This is a genomic window from Aeromonas sp. 2692-1 (genome assembly GCF_013085505.1).
In the GTDB taxonomy this organism is placed as follows: Bacteria; Pseudomonadota; Gammaproteobacteria; order Enterobacterales; family Aeromonadaceae; genus Aeromonas; species Aeromonas hydrophila.
The window spans coordinates 2063956-2080522 of the sequence record NZ_CP038513.1 but is presented as its reverse complement, the minus strand read 5'-3'; the positions used below and the strand labels follow the sequence as shown (position 1 = coordinate 2080522).

The 16567-nt window shown below is 61.4% G+C and carries 15 protein-coding genes, 1 tRNA gene and 3 pseudogenes; 1 reads left to right on the top strand and 18 read right to left on the bottom strand.

The genetic code is table 11. The annotated features are described in order from the left end of the window. Window positions 1-24 precede the first annotated feature (24 nt). The 5 genes and pseudogenes from E5E97_RS10120 to E5E97_RS10100 all read right to left on the bottom strand — a co-directional run. Window positions 25-1929 (bottom strand): annotated as a pseudogene (locus E5E97_RS10120) (type VI secretion system tip protein VgrG); the annotation flags it as partial. Between the two features lie 10 nt (window positions 1930-1939). After that, entirely contained in the window at window positions 1940-2218 is a 279-nt protein-coding gene (locus tag E5E97_RS10115; RefSeq protein ID WP_118882309.1) for a hypothetical protein, read from the bottom strand. 186 nt (window positions 2219-2404) lie between these two features. Continuing rightward, complete coding sequence (gene hcp1, locus E5E97_RS10110) at window positions 2405-2923, bottom strand: type VI secretion system effector Hcp1 (protein WP_011705044.1); 519 nt, start codon at window positions 2921-2923, stop codon at window positions 2405-2407. 230 nt (window positions 2924-3153) lie between these two features. Further along, window positions 3154-3924, bottom strand: a complete 771-nt coding sequence (locus E5E97_RS10105) for a LuxR family transcriptional regulator (protein WP_162902008.1) — start codon at window positions 3922-3924, stop codon at window positions 3154-3156. Window positions 3925-4487: 563 nt separating this feature from the next. Then, window positions 4488-4575 (bottom strand) — tRNA-Ser (locus E5E97_RS10100). Between the two features lie 198 nt (window positions 4576-4773). On the opposite strand from E5E97_RS10100, the gene E5E97_RS10095 reads away from it, so the two are divergent. Then, on the top strand, window positions 4774-5523 hold the full coding sequence (locus E5E97_RS10095; RefSeq protein ID WP_016349828.1) for a DsbA family protein: 750 nt from the start codon (window positions 4774-4776) through the stop codon (window positions 5521-5523). A gap of 66 nt (window positions 5524-5589) precedes the next feature. Here E5E97_RS10095 and galE read toward each other — a convergent pair whose 3' ends face one another. From galE to E5E97_RS10030, 13 genes and pseudogenes are all read right to left on the bottom strand, one after another. Further along, a complete protein-coding gene (gene galE / locus E5E97_RS10090; RefSeq protein ID WP_171280233.1) occupies window positions 5590-6603 on the bottom strand; it encodes a UDP-glucose 4-epimerase GalE in 1014 nt (337 codons plus the stop codon). An 85-nt stretch (window positions 6604-6688) separates the two neighbouring features. Then, window positions 6689-7708, bottom strand: a complete 1020-nt coding sequence (locus E5E97_RS10085) for a hybrid-cluster NAD(P)-dependent oxidoreductase (protein ID WP_171280232.1) — start codon at window positions 7706-7708, stop codon at window positions 6689-6691. 114 nt (window positions 7709-7822) lie between these two features. After that, window positions 7823-9472 carry a hydroxylamine reductase gene (gene hcp / locus E5E97_RS10080; protein ID WP_041217225.1) on the bottom strand — a complete coding sequence of 550 codons (1650 nt, stop codon included), beginning with the start codon at window positions 9470-9472 and terminating at the stop codon, window positions 7823-7825. A gap of 287 nt (window positions 9473-9759) precedes the next feature. Next, window positions 9760-10227 (bottom strand): Dps family protein, encoded by a 468-nt coding sequence (locus tag E5E97_RS10075; RefSeq protein ID WP_011705037.1) that lies wholly within the window; start codon window positions 10225-10227, stop codon window positions 9760-9762. Window positions 10228-10351: 124 nt separating this feature from the next. Then, window positions 10352-10909 carry a DUF3833 domain-containing protein gene (locus tag E5E97_RS10070; RefSeq protein WP_171280231.1) on the bottom strand — a complete coding sequence of 186 codons (558 nt, stop codon included), beginning with the start codon at window positions 10907-10909 and terminating at the stop codon, window positions 10352-10354. After that, window positions 10909-11460, bottom strand: a pseudogene (locus E5E97_RS10065) (chalcone isomerase family protein). Before E5E97_RS10065 ends, E5E97_RS10070 begins: the two are co-directional and overlap by 1 nt. Beyond that, window positions 11417-11635, bottom strand: a complete 219-nt coding sequence (locus tag E5E97_RS10060; protein ID WP_011705034.1) for a TIGR02450 family Trp-rich protein — start codon at window positions 11633-11635, stop codon at window positions 11417-11419. Before E5E97_RS10060 ends, E5E97_RS10065 begins: the two are co-directional and overlap by 44 nt. Continuing rightward, window positions 11632-12111 (bottom strand): DUF2878 domain-containing protein, encoded by a 480-nt coding sequence (locus tag E5E97_RS10055; protein WP_045529309.1) that lies wholly within the window; start codon window positions 12109-12111, stop codon window positions 11632-11634. Before E5E97_RS10055 ends, E5E97_RS10060 begins: the two co-directional genes overlap by 4 nt. Window positions 12112-12113: 2 nt before the next feature. Next, window positions 12114-13370: pseudogene (locus tag E5E97_RS10050) on the bottom strand (class I SAM-dependent methyltransferase). Next, complete coding sequence (locus tag E5E97_RS10045) at window positions 13370-14152, bottom strand: DUF1365 domain-containing protein (protein WP_130632874.1); 783 nt, start codon at window positions 14150-14152, stop codon at window positions 13370-13372. Before E5E97_RS10045 ends, E5E97_RS10050 begins: the two are co-directional and overlap by 1 nt. After that, complete coding sequence (locus E5E97_RS10040) at window positions 14149-15408, bottom strand: NAD(P)/FAD-dependent oxidoreductase (RefSeq protein ID WP_171280230.1); 1260 nt, start codon at window positions 15406-15408, stop codon at window positions 14149-14151. The genes E5E97_RS10045 and E5E97_RS10040 overlap by 4 nt, the downstream gene beginning before the upstream one ends. After that, window positions 15405-16142, bottom strand: coding sequence for an SDR family NAD(P)-dependent oxidoreductase (locus E5E97_RS10035; RefSeq protein WP_171280229.1), 738 nt, complete (start codon window positions 16140-16142; stop codon window positions 15405-15407). The genes E5E97_RS10040 and E5E97_RS10035 overlap by 4 nt, the downstream gene beginning before the upstream one ends. Next, window positions 16139-16567, bottom strand: coding sequence for a nuclear transport factor 2 family protein (locus tag E5E97_RS10030; protein ID WP_171280228.1), 429 nt, complete (start codon window positions 16565-16567; stop codon window positions 16139-16141). The genes E5E97_RS10035 and E5E97_RS10030 overlap by 4 nt, the downstream gene beginning before the upstream one ends.

Genomic DNA, 16567 nt, shown 5'->3' with positions numbered 1-16567 from the left:
GACATTGCCTGGCTGGATGGGGGCCTTACCACCCCAACCAGAGCCAGAACCCGGGCTGCCGCCGGAATTCATCTTGATGGAGCCACCGCTTAGGGTGACGCCACCGGCGTCGAGCTTCACAAAGCTGCCACCCACCTTGAGCGTCAACTCGGCGCCGGCCTCCATCACGATCTTCATGCCCGCCTTGTGGTGAACCTCGCTTCCCGCCTCCACCAGCAGGGACTGCCCCAACTTCTGGTGCAGGCTGGCATCCACCGTCAGCGAGTAGTCGGCTTTTATCTGGTCGCGCTTCTCACCCTCCACCGTCAGGTGGTCGTTGGCCTTGATGCGGGTCACCCGATCAAAGTCGATATCCCGATGCTCGTCGTGCTTGATATGCCAGGCGGCATCGTTCTCGATGAGTACGTCCAGGTCTTTCTGACCGTGGATATAAATCTCTTCCTGCCCCGCCTGGTCTTCGAAGCGCAACTCGTTGAAGCCCTCACCCTGATGGGTCTCGGTGCGCAGCACGGTGCGGGTCTTGTTGGCCGGCAGCTCGTATGGCGGCCGGTTGGTGGCGTGATAGGTGCGACCGGTGACGATGGGCTGGTCGGGGTCCCCTTCCAGAAAGCTCACGATGACCTCGTGGCCGATGCGCGGGATGGCCATCATGCCGTATTGGCCGCCGGCCCACCCTTGGGAGACTCTCACCCAGCAGGAGCTCTGGTCGTTGGAGCTGCCATATCTGTCCCACGGGAATTGCAGCTTCACCCGGCCATGTTCGTCGCAGTAAATCTCCTCACCGTCGGGGCCCACCACCATGGCGATTTGCGGGCCATCCACCATCGGCTTGTGAGGAGCTTCTGGGCTGCCAATGCGTGCCCGCCAGATGGTGCTGGCTTTCACCACCCCGAATTCGTTGTGATAGACGGTGGGGCCGCTGCCCCCCTCCTCTTCCAACGCCTGTGGCTGCAAGCCGGTGTGCTGGATATGCACAATTTGCCAGTCGGTGTTGAGGCTGCCGTTGGGATGTTCAGTCAGCGAGAAGCTCTGCCCTGGCAGCAAGGCGGCGCAGTTGGACTTAGCCTGGCCCACCACTGCGTCATTGCGCAGCGCATCCAGCCGATGTTGGGCAAACGCCTTACCGCTGCCATCCTGCTTGTAACGGCCCGGGAAATCGAAGTGCTGGTAGGTGTCGCGCTGGTGCGCAAGCTCCACCCCCACTTTCTTGTGGGAGAGGCCATAAGCGGGGGTCTTGAAGCTGTAGTCTTTGAGCTCCACATCGCTTGGGCGCACCACCTCCCGGTAGTGGAACTGCCGGACATAGGGACCTTGTTCCAGCGAGCGGTTGCCGAGATTGAAGAAGAGCTCGGGGCCGGCGGTCAGGGCGGCTGCGTCGTCAGCAAACACGATGCGGTGTTTGCCCGCTTCAAACTCGTGGAAATAGAACATCCCCTCTTCGGCGGCGAGGCGGTTCACGAAATCGAGGTCGGTTTCCCGGTACTGAACGCAGTACTCCCGCTTGGCATGCTCGTTTTTCAGGGCAAACGCATAGTCGGTGATGCCGTGCTCTTGCAGCAAGATTGAGAGGATTTCGTCGGGCTTTTGTGCCTGGAAGATGCGGGCGTTCTGGCGCAAAGAGAGCCGCCACAGGGCCGGCTGCACCATGAGCTGATAGCGGGTGCGGCGAAAGCCGCTGTCACCCTGCGCGAAGTCACTCACCACCCCGCAGACCCGGCGCTGCAGCTCGCCGTTGTACCACACCAGCAGCTCGCACGGCTGGTCCAGCACGGCGCCAAAGTCGATGTCGGGCTGGGCACTCGCCAGCTCCAGGCGCAGGTTGAACGGCCGGTTGAGCGCTTCATCCAGCGCAAACTCGGCCACAACGAAGGTGCTCTCGGGCAGAGCCCCCACCTTGACGGTAAATTGTAATCCTGTGCTGTCTGCCATGAAGCGCTCCTTAACCTGCCTGTCCGCTGCCTAAGCCAGTCACCCCGCCAATCGCGGTGTCGGTCACGGTGATGAATTGACCGCTACACCACAAAGTTCGCTGGCGACCAGAGCTGCTGCGCGGACGGAGGGGATTGTCGGATTTATCGTAAGGGGCCAGCAGCTCGTCCTGCCGGGACACCCATTTGCCACCGAGGAACACATCCGGGCTGGCGGCAATCACGGGAGATGGGAAAAGCCCATCATGATCGATGAGCACGTCACCGGACGATGCAATGGTGGAACACATGGCGACTGGCCTCTGTTGTGCTTTGCCATAAGGTCGCCTCGCAGCCATATGGCAAAACACAAAAGCTCCGACCTCATCCAGCTGAACAGGTCGGAGAAAGCTTGCACGGGCCTGACGACAGCTGACACTGCCATCGTCAGGCCATAGGGTGCACTACAAGGAATAACGGCAATAAGAGATCGAGCGTTAGGCCTCGATCGGAGCGCGCCAGTCATCTGCACCGGAAGTACCGGCAACGGTGTGCTCCCAGTTGATCTTGCGGTAGGCCAGAGAGACCTGGATCAGCTGGGTGAAGTCAGACTTCGCCGGATCCTGGCAGTGCGGCATCTGGCAGTCGATGTCGACGATGGTGGCATCGGTCAGCACGGTAGAGAAGAAGTGCTCCTGCTTGCCCTCGACGGAGGTGCGGTACCACTTCAGGGTCACTTTCGGCAACATTTCGCCGGAGGCCAGAGAGTTGTACATCAGCGGCACGGCTTTGTTCAGCGCAACGGTGAACTTGAACGGCTTGTGGACACGTTGACCAGCAGGCTGACCAGATTGCGGGTCAGTCGGCACGGTCACGACGTGCTGGAACTCTTGCACCAGCATCTCGTCTTCGTGACCCTGCACAAAAATATTGCCGACGGAATCGGAAGTGAAGGCACCGGCAGTGATATTGCCCTGGGTTTTACCTTCGATGCTGATATAACATGGAGTTGGCATGTGTATGCTCCTGATTGGTTGAACGGTAATGACACTCGACCAGACCAGTTAGCAGCGACCATGCCACTCTTTTTTATAGTTATTTTTCAAAGACTTAATAAACAGGCAAGCCGTCCTGCCGGATGCATGGCGCAAAAAGTTGCAACCAGCAGACTATTGCACCATTAGTTCTTGCACTCGTAGTGGAACATCTCGCTACCTACGCAACAAATTGCTTGTAACAAACATAATCACTGCTTTTCATCCACATTGGCAACCAACGCCATCTCCACGTTCAACCTGACCATCCCCTGCTTCAATGCCCATGAAATGGCCTGGCTCTTGGTGCTGGCCCCCAGCTTGCTGACCACATTGTTCAGATGAAACGTCACGGTACGGGGAGTGATCCCCAGGATCTGGGCAATATCGCTCACCTGCTTGCCTTCCGCCGCCCAGCGACACACCTCCAGCTCCCGCAAACTCAGCGCATCGTGCGGTGACAGACCGGCCAGACAGACCCGGGCCACCGCCTCGAAAATATGCATGGAGAGCCAGCTGATAAAGGGCACAGCAGAGAGCCATTGCTGTTGGGTGCGAGGCGTACTGGTAATAAAGGAGAGCAGGCCGACATGACCGTTGGCACCGTGCCAGGGCAGGGTGATGCCGTCGCAAATGCCATACTCGCTGGCCAGTTGCATCATCTCCCGGCCCTGCTCATCACAACGCGCCTCATCGTTCACCACATCGGCCCACAGAATGGGGGTGCTCCTGGTCATGGCACACTTGACGATGGGGTCGATGGCAAAGAAGCCGCTGCTGGTGTAGGTATCCACCCAGGCCTGCGGACAGCCGTTGAAGATGATGACGTCCGGACGCTGGATGGTACTGGGGAAGATCAGGGCCAGGCGAAAATAGTCGAATCCCATGCGACAGCTCAGCTCGCGCAGCAGGGTCACTATGGTGCGCTCGTCAGCGGCCGTCTCGAACTGGCCGATGAGATCCAGCGCGTGCAGGGTATTCATCTCTGGGGTATGAGGATTGTGCACAAGGTTGGCTAGCCAAACATGGAAACATGCTGAATGTTAACAAGCGTCAACAGATGACACACTCCGGCATATAGGAAAATCAGAACTCTCCCACACTTTATGCTATCGAACCGTAATTTTTGTAATGAAATGCTACAGAAAACCTCAACCGTTCCACCAGCAACCAGTCGTGACCCCTACGGATGTTAAGCATTGCAACATTTGTCATGGCTCTCCCCCTCACCGGTGGCCAACAACCCTCAGCTCCTTCCTGCATCACGCAACAGAAGGTCTCCAAGTCGTGGCTGAGGAGCCAGCAAGACGAGATAGCCACCGACCTGCACGAAGATCAGGGCCGACGGAGATGCTCAATGCACTTGGTTGTCCGGTGATGGGCTGACTATGAACACTGAGCAAAACAGGCGGGAAAACAGCAAGCTTTAGCCAAGCGTCGGAATATACGTGGATAAAGATGGCTTGTCCGACCACAGGCAGAATGAAAGCGAGGATTTGAATAGCAAAAAGGCCATCCTTTCGGATGGCCTTTTTGGCTGAATAAATGGCGGAGGAGGTGGGATTTGAACCCACGGATGGTCGCCCATCGCCGGTTTTCAAGACCGGTGCATTCAGCCGCTCTGCCACCCCTCCGCGACAGTGCGGCGAATATTACCCATGGCGATCGCCCTTGTAAATCCCCTCGCCGCTCGTTTGCCGATTTATTGGGCTAAATGACGTACAAAGCCGCCAATTTGAGCATAACCAGCGCTTTTTCAACCAGATAACTTGACTTGAAAACAGACTCACCCACTATAGTCAGCATCACGAAATCCCCAGCAAGATGGACTTATGAAAATCAAACATGCCCTGCTTTGCGCCCTGACGGGTGCCACCCTGCTTGCGGCGCCGGTTCAGGCGAGCGAACTGACCAAGAGCGACGTGGAACAGATAGTGCGCGACTATCTGGTCAAGAACCCGGAGATCCTGGTCGAGATGTCCAACGCCCTGCGCGCCAAGCAGGAGAGCCAGCAGGCCGAGAGCGACAAGACCTTGATCAAGGCACACGCCAAGCAGCTTTATAGCAACCAGGATCCGGAGAGCGGCAATCCCAAGGGCAGCCTGACCGTGGTCGAATTCTTCGACTACAACTGCGGCTACTGCAAACGCGCTCACCCGCTGATCAAGCAGCTGCTGGCAGAAGACAAGGACATTCGCTACATCTACAAGCAGTTCCCGATCCTGAGCGAGACCTCCTACTTTGCCGCCCGTGCCGCTCTGGCGGTACAGCTGGGTCAGCCCGACAAGTACCAGGCCTTCCACGAGAAGCTGTACGCCCATCAGGGACCGCTGGCCGACGAGGCACAGGTGAAGCAGCTGGCAGAAGCAGCCGGTGTAAACTGGAGCAAGGTTGACGCCAAGATCAAGGATGGCAGCATCGATCAGAATCTCGGCACCAACCGGGCACTGGCCGAAGCCATGAGCATCTCGGGCACACCGGCCTTCATCATCGGCGATCAGATCCTGCGTGGCGCCCCCCGTGATCTGGCCAGCCTGAAAGGCTTCATCAAGGATGTGCGCGCCGGCAAGAGCATTCAGTAATCCCGCTCCGGCACATAAAAAAACGCCCCGGCATGCCGGGGCGTTTTTTATTCAGGCTTCACATCCTCAGGCTTGGTAGCCGTTCGGATTCTGGCTTTGCCAGCGCCAGGTATCCACCATCATCCGCTCCAGACCGCGCTCGGCCTGCCAGCCCAGCTCGGCACGGGCCTTGTGCGGCTCGGCCCAGCACTCGGCGATGTCGCCGGGGCGACGGGGCTTGATCTGGTAGGGAATGGTGCGACCGCTGGCCGCTTCAAATGCCTTGATCATCTCCAGCACCGAATAGCCCTGCCCGGTCCCCAGGTTGTAGGTAAAGACGCCGGTATCCGACGCGATGCGCGCCAGCGCTTTGAGGTGACCGATGGCGAGATCCACCACGTGGATGTAATCGCGCACCCCGGTACCATCCGGCGTCGGGTAGTCGTTGCCAAACACCCCCAGCTCCTTGAGCTTGCCCACGCCGACCTGACTGATATAGGGCAGCAGGTTATTGGGAATGCCGTTGGGATCTTCGCCAATCAGGCCGCTCTCGTGGGCACCGACCGGGTTGAAGTAGCGCAGCAGCACTATGGCCCAGCGCGGATCGGATTTGGCGAGATCGCGCAGGATCTCTTCGACCATCAGCTTGGAGCGGCCATAAGGGTTGGTGGCGCTGGTGGGGAAATCTTCCCGCAGCGGTACCGAGGCCGGATCGCCGTAAACGGTGGCCGAGGAGCTGAATACCAGCCGGAACACGCCGGCCCTGGCCATCTCCTCACACAGCACCAGGGTGCCGGTGATGTTGTTTTGGTAGTAGGTGAGCGGGATCTGGCTCGACTCACCGACTGCCTTGAGCCCAGCGAAATGGATCACCGACTCGATCTGGTGGGCGGCAAACAGCTGTTGCAGGCAGGCCCGGTCCAGCACATCCCCTTCGACGAAGATGACCGGCTTGCCGGTGATCCGCTCGACCCGTTTGAGCGATTCGGGGGAGGAGTTGGAGAGGTTGTCCAGCACCACGACCTGCTGCCCGACGTTCAAGAGTTCAACCAGGGTATGGGAGCCGATATAGCCGGCGCCCCCTGTGACCAGAATTGTCATTATGTATCCCGTGTTCGACTGAAACTGGGGGCAGAGTCTACCCGCCCAGCCTTCTCAGGAAAAGAGCGGGATGCCAATGACGCCCTCAATAGTCGACGCTGACATCCCCGCTGGCGGTGCAGGAACAGGCCAGTGCCACCCCGCGCTCGAGATCCTGTGCGCTCAGGGTCATCACGCTCTGGCGCTCGATTTTGCCCTCCGTGGTACAGCGACAGGCCCCACACACCCCGGCGCGGCAGGCCGCCATCATGGTCTCCCCCGCTCCCTCCAGCGCCGCCAGCAGGGTTTGACCCGGCAGGATCTTCACCTTCTTGCCGCTCTTTTTGAGGGTCAGCCAGAAGTGGTCGCTGCCGGCCGCAACTGGCGCCGTACTCGATGTTCCAGCAGGCAGGCCGAACGACTCCTGGTGCAACTGCGCTGCCGGCAGTCCCAGCTCCGCCAGCATGGTGCAGACGGCGGTCATGTAGGGGGCAGGCCCGCACAGATAGACGTGGCGTGCGAGCAAATCTGGCGCCAATTCCCTCAGCATCTCCGGTGTGAGCCGGCCAACCCAGGGATAAGCCGTTGGCGCCTCATCCCCTACTTTCTCCAGCACTAACGCGTGGCGCACGCCGGAATGAGCAGCGGCCAGCGCAGCCAAATCGTCTGCGAAGATCACATCCTCCGGCGAGCGGGCACTGTGAATGAAGCGGATGTCGGCGTCCGGCCGTTTGGCCAGCTCGTCACGCAGCATGGCCCACATGGGGGTGATGCCGGAACCGGCGCTCAAGAGCAGCGGCCGCTCGCAGGGCAAGGCCGTCAGGTTGAAGTCGCCGAAGGGGCCATCCACCCGGATCTCGTCCCCCACTTGCAGGGTTTGATGCAGATGGTGGGAGACCAGTCCGACATCCTTGATGGTGACCTGCCAGCAGGCATCCTGCGGGCTGGAAGAGAGGGTATAGGCACGGCATTGGGGCTTGCCGTCAATCTCGGTGTGCAGCGTCACGCACTGGCCAGCCAGCACGGCAGGCAGGCTGCCCGTCTGCGGCACGAACTGCCAGCTCGCCACGTCGTGGGTATCCGCCCGGCGGCCGATGCACCTGAGGGTGAGAGAGGTGGAGGTCATCGCAAGGCTCCTCTTGCTGAAAAATGTTGGAAAGTGGTCGTTAAAAAAAGGCGAGCCATCAGGCTCGCCAAAGGCTTACAACATGCTGAGCGTGTAAGGCGGATGTGGCGCCGCTCAGGCCGCCAGGATCTCGGCGAGATCGGCTTCGGCCGTGGTGGTTCCTTTCAGACCGAACTGCTCCTCCAGCACCTTGAGCAGAGCCGGGGTGAGGAAGGCCGGAGCAGTCGGGCCGGTACGGATGTCCTTCACACCCAGCGCCAGCAGGGTGAGCAGGATGACGATGGCTTTTTGCTCGAACCAGGAGAGCACCAGGGTCAGCGGCAGATCGTTGACGCCGCACTCGAATGCTTCGGAGAGCGCCAGCGCCAGCTGGATGGCGGAGTAGGCATCGTTGCACTGACCCACATCCAGCAGGCGCGGAATGCCGCCGATGTCGCCGAAATCGAGCTTGTTGAACTTGTACTTGCCGCAACCCAGGGTCAGCAGCAGGCTGTCCTGCGGGATCGCCTTGGCAAACTCGGTGTAGTAGGCGCGCTCGGCACGGTCACCATCACAGCCACCGACCAGGAAGAAGTGGCTGATTTCGCCGGCCTTGACCTTGTCGATCACCGCCGGGGCGGCCTGCATCAGGGCGTTGCGGGCAAAGCCGATGGTGATGAAGTGCTCCAGCTCAACGTGCTTGAAGCCTTCCAGCGCTTGCGCCTTGGCGATCACGGCGGAGAAATCTTCCCCTTCCAGGTGGGTCACGCCCGGCCAGCCGACGATGGAGCGGGTGAAGATGCGATCCGAGTAGTTGCCCACATTCGGGTCGATGATGCAGTTGGAGGTCATCACCACGGCGCCCGGGAAGTTGGCAAACTCCTTCTGCTGGTTCTGCCAGGCGGAGCCGTAGTTGCCCACCAGGTGCGGATACTGCTTGAAGAAGGGGTAGGCCAGCGCCGGCAGCATCTCGCCATGGGTGTAGACATTGATGCCGGTGCCCTTGGTCTGCTCCAGGATGAGCTTGAGATCCACCATGTCGTGACCGGAGACCAGGATGCACTTGCCCGGAACCGGAGTGACGCGAACCTGGGTCGGCTCGGGGTGGCCGAAGGCGGTGGTTTCACCGAGGTCCAGCATCTCCATGATCTTGAAGTTCAGCAGGCCAATGTCCATGGCGCACTTGAACAGCGGATCCAGATCGCTCGGATCCGTACCGAGCCAGCTCATGATGCGATGGAATTCGGCGGCTACCCCGGCATCCTGCTGATCCAGCACCCGGGCGTGCTCCATGTAGGCAGCGGCGCCCTTGAGGCCGTAGAGGCAGAGCAGGCGCAGCCCCATGATGTCTTCGTTGACTTCGTTCTTGCCGCGGTTGACCGCGGTCTGCGGCGCCTGGGCCAGCTGGGCTAGCAGATCGGCACCCGGCTCGAAACGGGCGGCAGCGGGCAGTGTGTCGGCCTGCACCGCCAGCGGTGCCAGCTTGGCAGCCAGCTGCTGACGATAGGTCAGCGCCTGGTTGACATACGCCACGATGCGGGCGGAGTCGAAGTTGACGTTGGTGAGGGTGGCGAAGAAGGCCTTGGGCACGAAAGCGTCGATCTCGCTGTCGACGATGCCGTGCTCGCGGGCGGCCAGCGCCCAGGCGCTGAGCCCCTGCAGGGTATAGATCAGCACATCCTGCAGATCAGAAGTTTCAGCCGTCTTGCCGCACATACCTTGTGCATAGGCGCAGCCGTTGCCTGCTGGGGTACGAATTGTTTGTTCACATTGCACACAAAACATCATGCCTCTCCTAATTGGACATTTCAGTTGTTTGTTTTGTGGCGATTCTATTCCTACGGCTCAGAACTTAATAGGCATTCAATTTGCCAATTCAATTTTCATTGATGCAGATCAAAAACAAAAAAGCCGCCCAAACGGGGCGGCAAGCGGGTGGATAAAAGGAGAGACAACTCAGGTTTGCAACAGAACACGATAACGGAACGAGCTGGGCTGGCGTCTGGTCAGGCAGGTCCAGCCCTTCGCTTCATCAAGCAGGCATGCTTCGCAGCGTCCGGCTTGGTTGACTATCAGGCTAAATAAGCGCGCAGCATCCAGACCAGTTTCTCCTGCTGCTGCACGTAGTCGGAGAGAATGGACGCAGTCCCTTCATCACCGGCATCGGCGGCCTGCCCCAGGATGCGGCGCTGGGCTACCAGCAGTTCGCGGAAACTCTCCAGCAGGGATTCGACGCAGGCACGACCGTCGTGCAGCCCCTTCTGCTCGGGAATGGCGGAAACTTTCAGGTAGTCGCTGAAGCTGTGCAGCGGCACGCCATCCAGGGTCAGGATGCGCTCAGCCAGCGCATCGACCTTCAGCAGCAGGTCGTTGTAAATCTCTTCGAACTTCAGGTGCAGCTCGAAAAACTGGTTGCCGCGGATGTTCCAGTGGAAGCCGCGAACGTTCATGTAAAGGATCTGGTAGCTGGCCAGCAACTTGTTCAGCTCGGCGGCCAGTGCTTGTGATTGAACGGTATCAAGACCAATCGGACTCTTCATGTTTCACCTCCAGATTTGACGACCTGGTCATCTTAGAACTCATCAGACTCAAAAGGTAATAGTTAAGATCTAACTGATTGATAGAGTGCGGCTATCATCCCTGCTGTCGGCCGGGCTAGGCGGCTCATTCAGGCTGCCGCTCGATGTAGAGGAGCACCTCCCCCAGCTGGATGCCGAACTTGCTGATGGCAGCCCGGTTGAGCAGGCGATTTTCATCCAGCAGATACATCCAGTCATCGAAACTCACCCGCACCACGCTGCCGTCAGGCAGCGCCAGATCGAGCTGATAGCGCCAGTTGAGGGCAAAGCCTGCCGTCTTGCCTACCGCCTCCCCCACCACGTCGGCCGCCGTGCCGCGCCAGTGACCATCCGCCCCCTTGCTCAAAAACCAGGTGCGGGTCTGCTGGCGCCCGTCATCAAAATAGAACTGCTCGAACAGCTCTCCTTTGTCCCCCTGCCAGTGCCCGCGCATCTCCACCCGAAAACGGCTGGTCACCTCGCCGCTGCGATCGGTCACCAGACCGTGCGCCGTCAGCTTGCCATTGAAGAAGCGGGCGAGCTCCCATTCAGGGCCCTGGCCGCGATAATCCTCCAGACTGCTGCCGCAACCAGCCAACAGCAGCAGCGGCAACAACAGCAGGTAGCGCCAAGTGCGGATGTATTTCATGAATTCCTTTTGCATCAGCGCTCTCCTCGCAGGCGGCGAGTAAGCGCCGGATCGCGGCTCCCTTGTGCCAGCCAGATGGCAAGAAAGGCCGCCGAAAATTGCGGATCGGCAAGGGTGCCGAGCGGCTTGTCCCGCCACCAGAAATGGCCCGCGCCGCCCCTGTCGACATAGAAGGTAAGCCGGTCACCCGCCTGGACATCGGGCCAGAGCGCGGCGAGCTGGCCAAGCTAGCCCTGACGCTGCTGCTCGCTGCCCAGCCCCAGTCGCTGCCATTCGGCGGCGGTGGCGCTCAGCAGATCTTCCCGTTCGATGGCTCTGGCGTAGGTGAGGCTGAGTGCCTGAGGATAGTGACCCGGCCGATAGCGGCCGTTCTCGCTGTAGAGGGTGGCGTCATAGAGCTTGAACCAGAGCCAGCTCATCTCGCCGCGCCCAACCGGTTGCAACTGCTGCCAGGGAGTAACCAGAGCTTGCCCGGTCTGGGCGAAAGGGGTCAGCGGTAGGCTCAAGCCTGCCAGCAGCAGGCTAATTCCACCCCATGTGCCAATGGGCGGGATCTTCGAGTTCATGCCAGTCCATCTCCTGTTCCAGCAGCGTGTTGATATCCTGCATCACCACCTGCTGCAGCTGCCCCTGCGCGTCGCGCTGACAGGCCACCACCAGATAGAAACGCTCGGTCAGCTCGTGCCGGCTCTCTTTGGTCCATTTGGAAAACAACAAGGTGTCGGTCGAAAAGGTGTTCATCTCGCTTCACCCTCCAGCTTGACCGTTACCCACAGGAGTACGGGTAACCACCACATCCAGATCACCGCCAGCAGTGCCGCACTGATCCCGATGCCCCAAGGTAAGTGTACTGCCCCCATGGCGGCTCCCGCCACATAGGAGGAGGCTCCCCCAACCATGCCGAACAGCCCCTGCTGCCAGCGCGGCAAGGGCCGCAGCCAGCGCAGACCGTGGGAGAGGGTCAGGGCAAAACCGCACCAGAGCAGCACCAGCCAGAGCGGAAAACCGGTGTTGAAATAAAACAGCCCGAGTTGCCAGAGCAAGGCATCGAGCAGGCTGCCGGCAAGAGCGACCGGGATGAGCCGCCAGTCGTGCCAGCGGCGGGGGGAGAAAAGAAAATGAAGCAGCAGCAGTGCCAGCAGCGGGCCCGGCTGCTGCCACTTCACCGCCAGCAACCAGTAGAGGTTGAACCCCAGCAGATGGGCCCACTGCCACATGATCAGCGACCGCCGACGGGCAGATCCCCACTCCAGCCGAGTGGGCCCGGTTTGGCCGCTTCCAGCTGCACCAGGCTGATGGTGCGCTCCCAGAAGCCCCCTTCACAGTAGGCGAAATAGAAGTGCCACAAGCGGATGAAATCCTGGCTGTAGCCGAGGGCTGGCAGCTCGGGCGCCAGCGCCAGGAAGCGCTCGCACCAATCAGCCAGCGTGCGGGCATAGTGGTGGCCGTGATCGTGCAGCCGCACCAGCTGCATGTCGGTCTCCCGCGCCAGCAACCCCGCCATCTGGGAGACGCTCGGCAGGCAGCCACCCGGGAAGATGTAGCGCTGGATGAAATCCACCCCTCGCAGGTACTGGGCATGGCGTTGATCGGCAATGGTAATGGCCTGAATGAGCAGGCGACCACCGGGTTTGAGCAGCCGTGACAGCTGGCGGAAATAGTCGGGCAGGAAGGCGTGGCCCACCGCTTCGATCATCTCGATGGAGACCAGCTTGTCGTAAGTGCCCTCCAGCTTGCGGTAATCCTCCAGCAGCAAGGTGATGCGATCCCCCAGCCCCTCTCGCGCAATCCACTCCTTGGCGTAGTCGTGCTGGGCCCGGGAGATGGTGGTGGTGGTCACCCGGCAGCCGTAGTGACGAGCCGCATAGACGGCGAGGCCGCCTCAGCCGGTGCCGATCTCCAGCAGATGATCGTCAGGCCCCAGTTCCAGCCGTTCGCAGATGGTGCGCAGCTTGGCCTGCTGCCCCTCTTCGAGAGTGGCACCGGCGCTCGGATAGATGGCGCTCGAGTACTGCATATGGCTGTCGAGAAAACCCTGATAGAGGGTGTTGCCGAGATCGTAGTGGGCGGCGATGTTGGAGCGCGAGCCGGTCAGGGTATTGCGATTGAGCCAGTGACGCACCTTGTTGAACGGGAAGCTGAGCCAGCCGAGGCGCCGCTCAAGGGAATCGAGCAGCGGCAGGTTGCGGGCCAGCAGCCGCACCAGAGCCACCGGATCCGGGCTGGTCCAGAGCCCCTCCACCCAGGTCTCCCCGGCGGCGATGCTGCCCCCCAGCAGCAGGCGGTGGTAGAAGGCCGGATCCTGCACCACCAGCTCGACGTGCAGGTCGGTGCCCGCCACGCCAAAGCTGTGGCGCTCACCGCCATCCCGCAGCAGCAGCTGGCCATGTTCGAGGCGACCCAGCAGATTGAGCAGCAGTTGCCTGGCCCCCTTGTCGATGAAAGAGGCAGAGAGGGTTGATTGCACAAGTTCCATTAGCGGCTCTCCGGATGGGTAAAGATGGGTGTTCGTTTGATAAAAAGACGCAGGGCCTGCCAGTAGATCCCGAGCAGCACCTTCATGGTCATCCAGGGCCAGCGGGCCAGCAGGGCCAGCAGCCCCTTGCGCGACAGCGGCGCCCGGCGCAGTGCCAGGGTGGCGTCAAACAGCTTGGCCTCCCCGGATACGGGATGACTCTCGATGTGGATCAGTGTCTCCTGCGTGGGCGGACGAATGCGCCAGTGGTAGCGCATCGCCAGCCCCATAAAGGGAGAGACGTGAAAATCCTTGTCGTGGGGGGCCAGCGCCGCCAGATCCAGCAGGTAGTAGTGGCGCTCGTTCCAGGGGGTATTCGACACCTCCGCCAGCAGATAGCGCGCCTCGCCCTGCCGGTAGCAGAAGTAGAAGTTGACCGGGCTGAAGTAGAAACCCAGACAGCGCACGTTGCCGAGCAGCAGCACCCGCCCCTCGGGCTCGGCATCGCCACCCAGTTCGCTCACCTTCTGCCACACCGCCTGCTTGAGCGGCCCCTCGCTGCCGCGCAGGTAGTCGTCACGGTGAAACGAGAGCAGCCCTGCCCGCTCTACCCCGAACCAGCGCCCCTTGCCGAGCGTGGCCAACTCGTCGAGATCCAGCCCCAGCATGAAGAGGTTGTAGGAGAAGGCGTGGGCGCGCGGTGCGAAGCGGCGGTGGCGCACCGACCCCTGCCAGATGGCGCTAAGGGTGCCGGTCATGGCCTCGGCACTCGCCTCCTGCCCGCTCAGGACTGCACCCTTCATAGCTCGGCCCCGAACCGTCTGGCCACGTCCAGGGCGCTGCGCACCCCGTCTTCGTGAAAACCGTTGTACCAGTAGGCGCCGCAGAAGTGGATGTGCTGCTGGCCGCAGATCTCGGCGCGCCGTTGCTGGGCGGCGATGGAAGCCTGATTGAATACCGGATGGTGGTAGACGAAGCGGCGCAGCACCTTGCTCTCATCCACCTTGCCCTTTGGATTGAGGCTGACGCAGAAGGGCTGCGGAGAGCTAACCCCCTGCAGTATGTTCATGTTGTAGCTCACCAGCGGCCGCGCCCCGTCATCCTCGCCCAGCTGATAGTTCCAGCTCGCCCACGCCTTGCGGCGCACCGGCAGGCAGCGCACATCGGTGTGCAGCCATACGTCGTTGGCCTGATAGGGCATGGCGCCCAGAATGGCCTGCTCCCGCTCGCCCGGATCCGCCAGCAATGCCAGCGCCTGATCGCTGTGACAGGCGAGGATCACCTCGTCAAACCGCTCCTCGCCGTAGCTGCTCTGGATCAGCACCCCGTCCGCCTGGCGCCGGATCCCCTGCACCGGACAGGCCAGACGAATGTGAGCCTGCCAGCCGGCCGTCAGCGGGCCGATATATTCCCGCGAGCCGCCGGGGATCACGTACCACTGGGGCCGGTTGGCCACCTCGAGCAAACCGTGGTTGGCAAAAAAGCGCAGGAAGAAGCCCAGCGGAAAGGCGCGCATATCGGCCAGCGTCGACGACCAGATGGCAGCCCCCATGGGCAGGATGTAGTGGCGGGCGAAGTAGTCGCTGAACTCCCCCACCTGCAGAAAATCCCCCAGGGTCAGCTCGGGGCCGCCCCCCTGATGCTGCCCATCCGCCAGCCAGGCCCGCGCCTCCCGATTGAAGCGCAGGATCTCGGCGACGAAACCGTAGAAACGGGGACTCAGCAGGTTGCTGCGCTGGGCAAACAGGGTATCCAGGTTGTGGCCGTTGTACTCCAGCCCCTGCGGGCTTTTCACCGAGAAGCTCATCTCGGCCGGCTGCCGCGCCACCCCGATCCGCTCGAGCAGCCTCAGGAAGTTGGGGTAGGTGCGGTCGTTGAAGACGATGAAGCCGGTGTCGATGGCATAGCTGCGCCCCGCCTGCTGGACGTCGACGGTAGCGGTGTGGCCGCCCAGGGTCGGCGCCGCCTCGAACAGGGTGATGTCGTGCAGCTTGTGGAGCAGAAAACCGGCGGTCAGACCTGAAATACCGGAGCCGACGATGGCGATCCTTTTCTTCATGAAGGGCGTCCTTTCGAAACGAGTGTGCGGCCAAGACGCAGCCAGAGCCCCGTCGGCAGCGCGCCAAGCAGGCGCAGCAGCCAGATGAAACGGCGGGGAAAGTGGATCTGGTGACGACCGGCAGTGAGCCCCGCCATGATGGCGCGGGAAGCCTCTTCCACCGTCACCAGACAGGGCATGGGAAAATCATTTTTGGCGGTGAGCGGGGTCTGCACAAAGCCGGGGCGGATCAGGGTCACCCCGATCCCTTTGCCGGCCAAATCGAGGCGCAGGGTATCCGCCAGATAATCGAGGGCCGCCTTGGAGGCGCCATAGGCTTCGGCCCTGGGCAGCGGCAACCAGCTCACCGACGAGCTGACGATGGCAAGGCGTCCGCCCGCCCCGAGCAGCGGCAAAAAGGCGGCCAGGGCATGACCGGTGGCGATGAGGTTGGTCTCGATGACCCTAGCAAACAGGGCACCGTCAAACCCCTCGGCTACATCCATGTACTCGCAGTGGCCGGCATTGAGGATCACCAGATCGACCCGTGGCAAGCCGGCGGCCGCCTCGCTCACGGCGCTGGCATCGCGCCCGTCGAACTGCAGTGGCGTGATGCCGTGACGCCCCAGCGCCAGCAGCCGCTCGCCATCGCGCCCGCAACCCCACACCTGCCAGCCGGCGCGCCGATAATCGAGCGCCAGCTGAAAGCCGATGCCCGAGGTGGCACCGGTGATCAGCACACGGCCGCTGCTCATGCGCCCAGCCTCCCCTTGATGGTACGCACCAGGGGGCCTATCAGCGGCAACTGCTCGTAGAGCATGGCGCCCAGATCGAAGTAGTCGCGATGCAAGCACACCTTGCCCGCCTCGTCGAACTCGAGGCGGGTGGCCCCCTCCACCGTCACCGGCGCACCGCCGCGCAATCTGGGATGGGAGAAGGTCATGGTCCAGCCGAGCCAGGCCTGGCGCCCCTGCAGCAGCTTGCTGGTGATGACGAAGCGGCAGTAGGCCAGGCGCTGATAGAGGACGGCAAAATAGTCGGTGAGCGCCGCCAGCCCCTCGATGCGGTGAGCAGGATCGGTAAAGACCACCTCGTTTGCGTAGACCTCGGGCAAACGGTGCAGCTCGTCTCTGCTTAGCTGCTGATAGAGGGCCACAAAGCGGGCCAGCGACTCATCCAT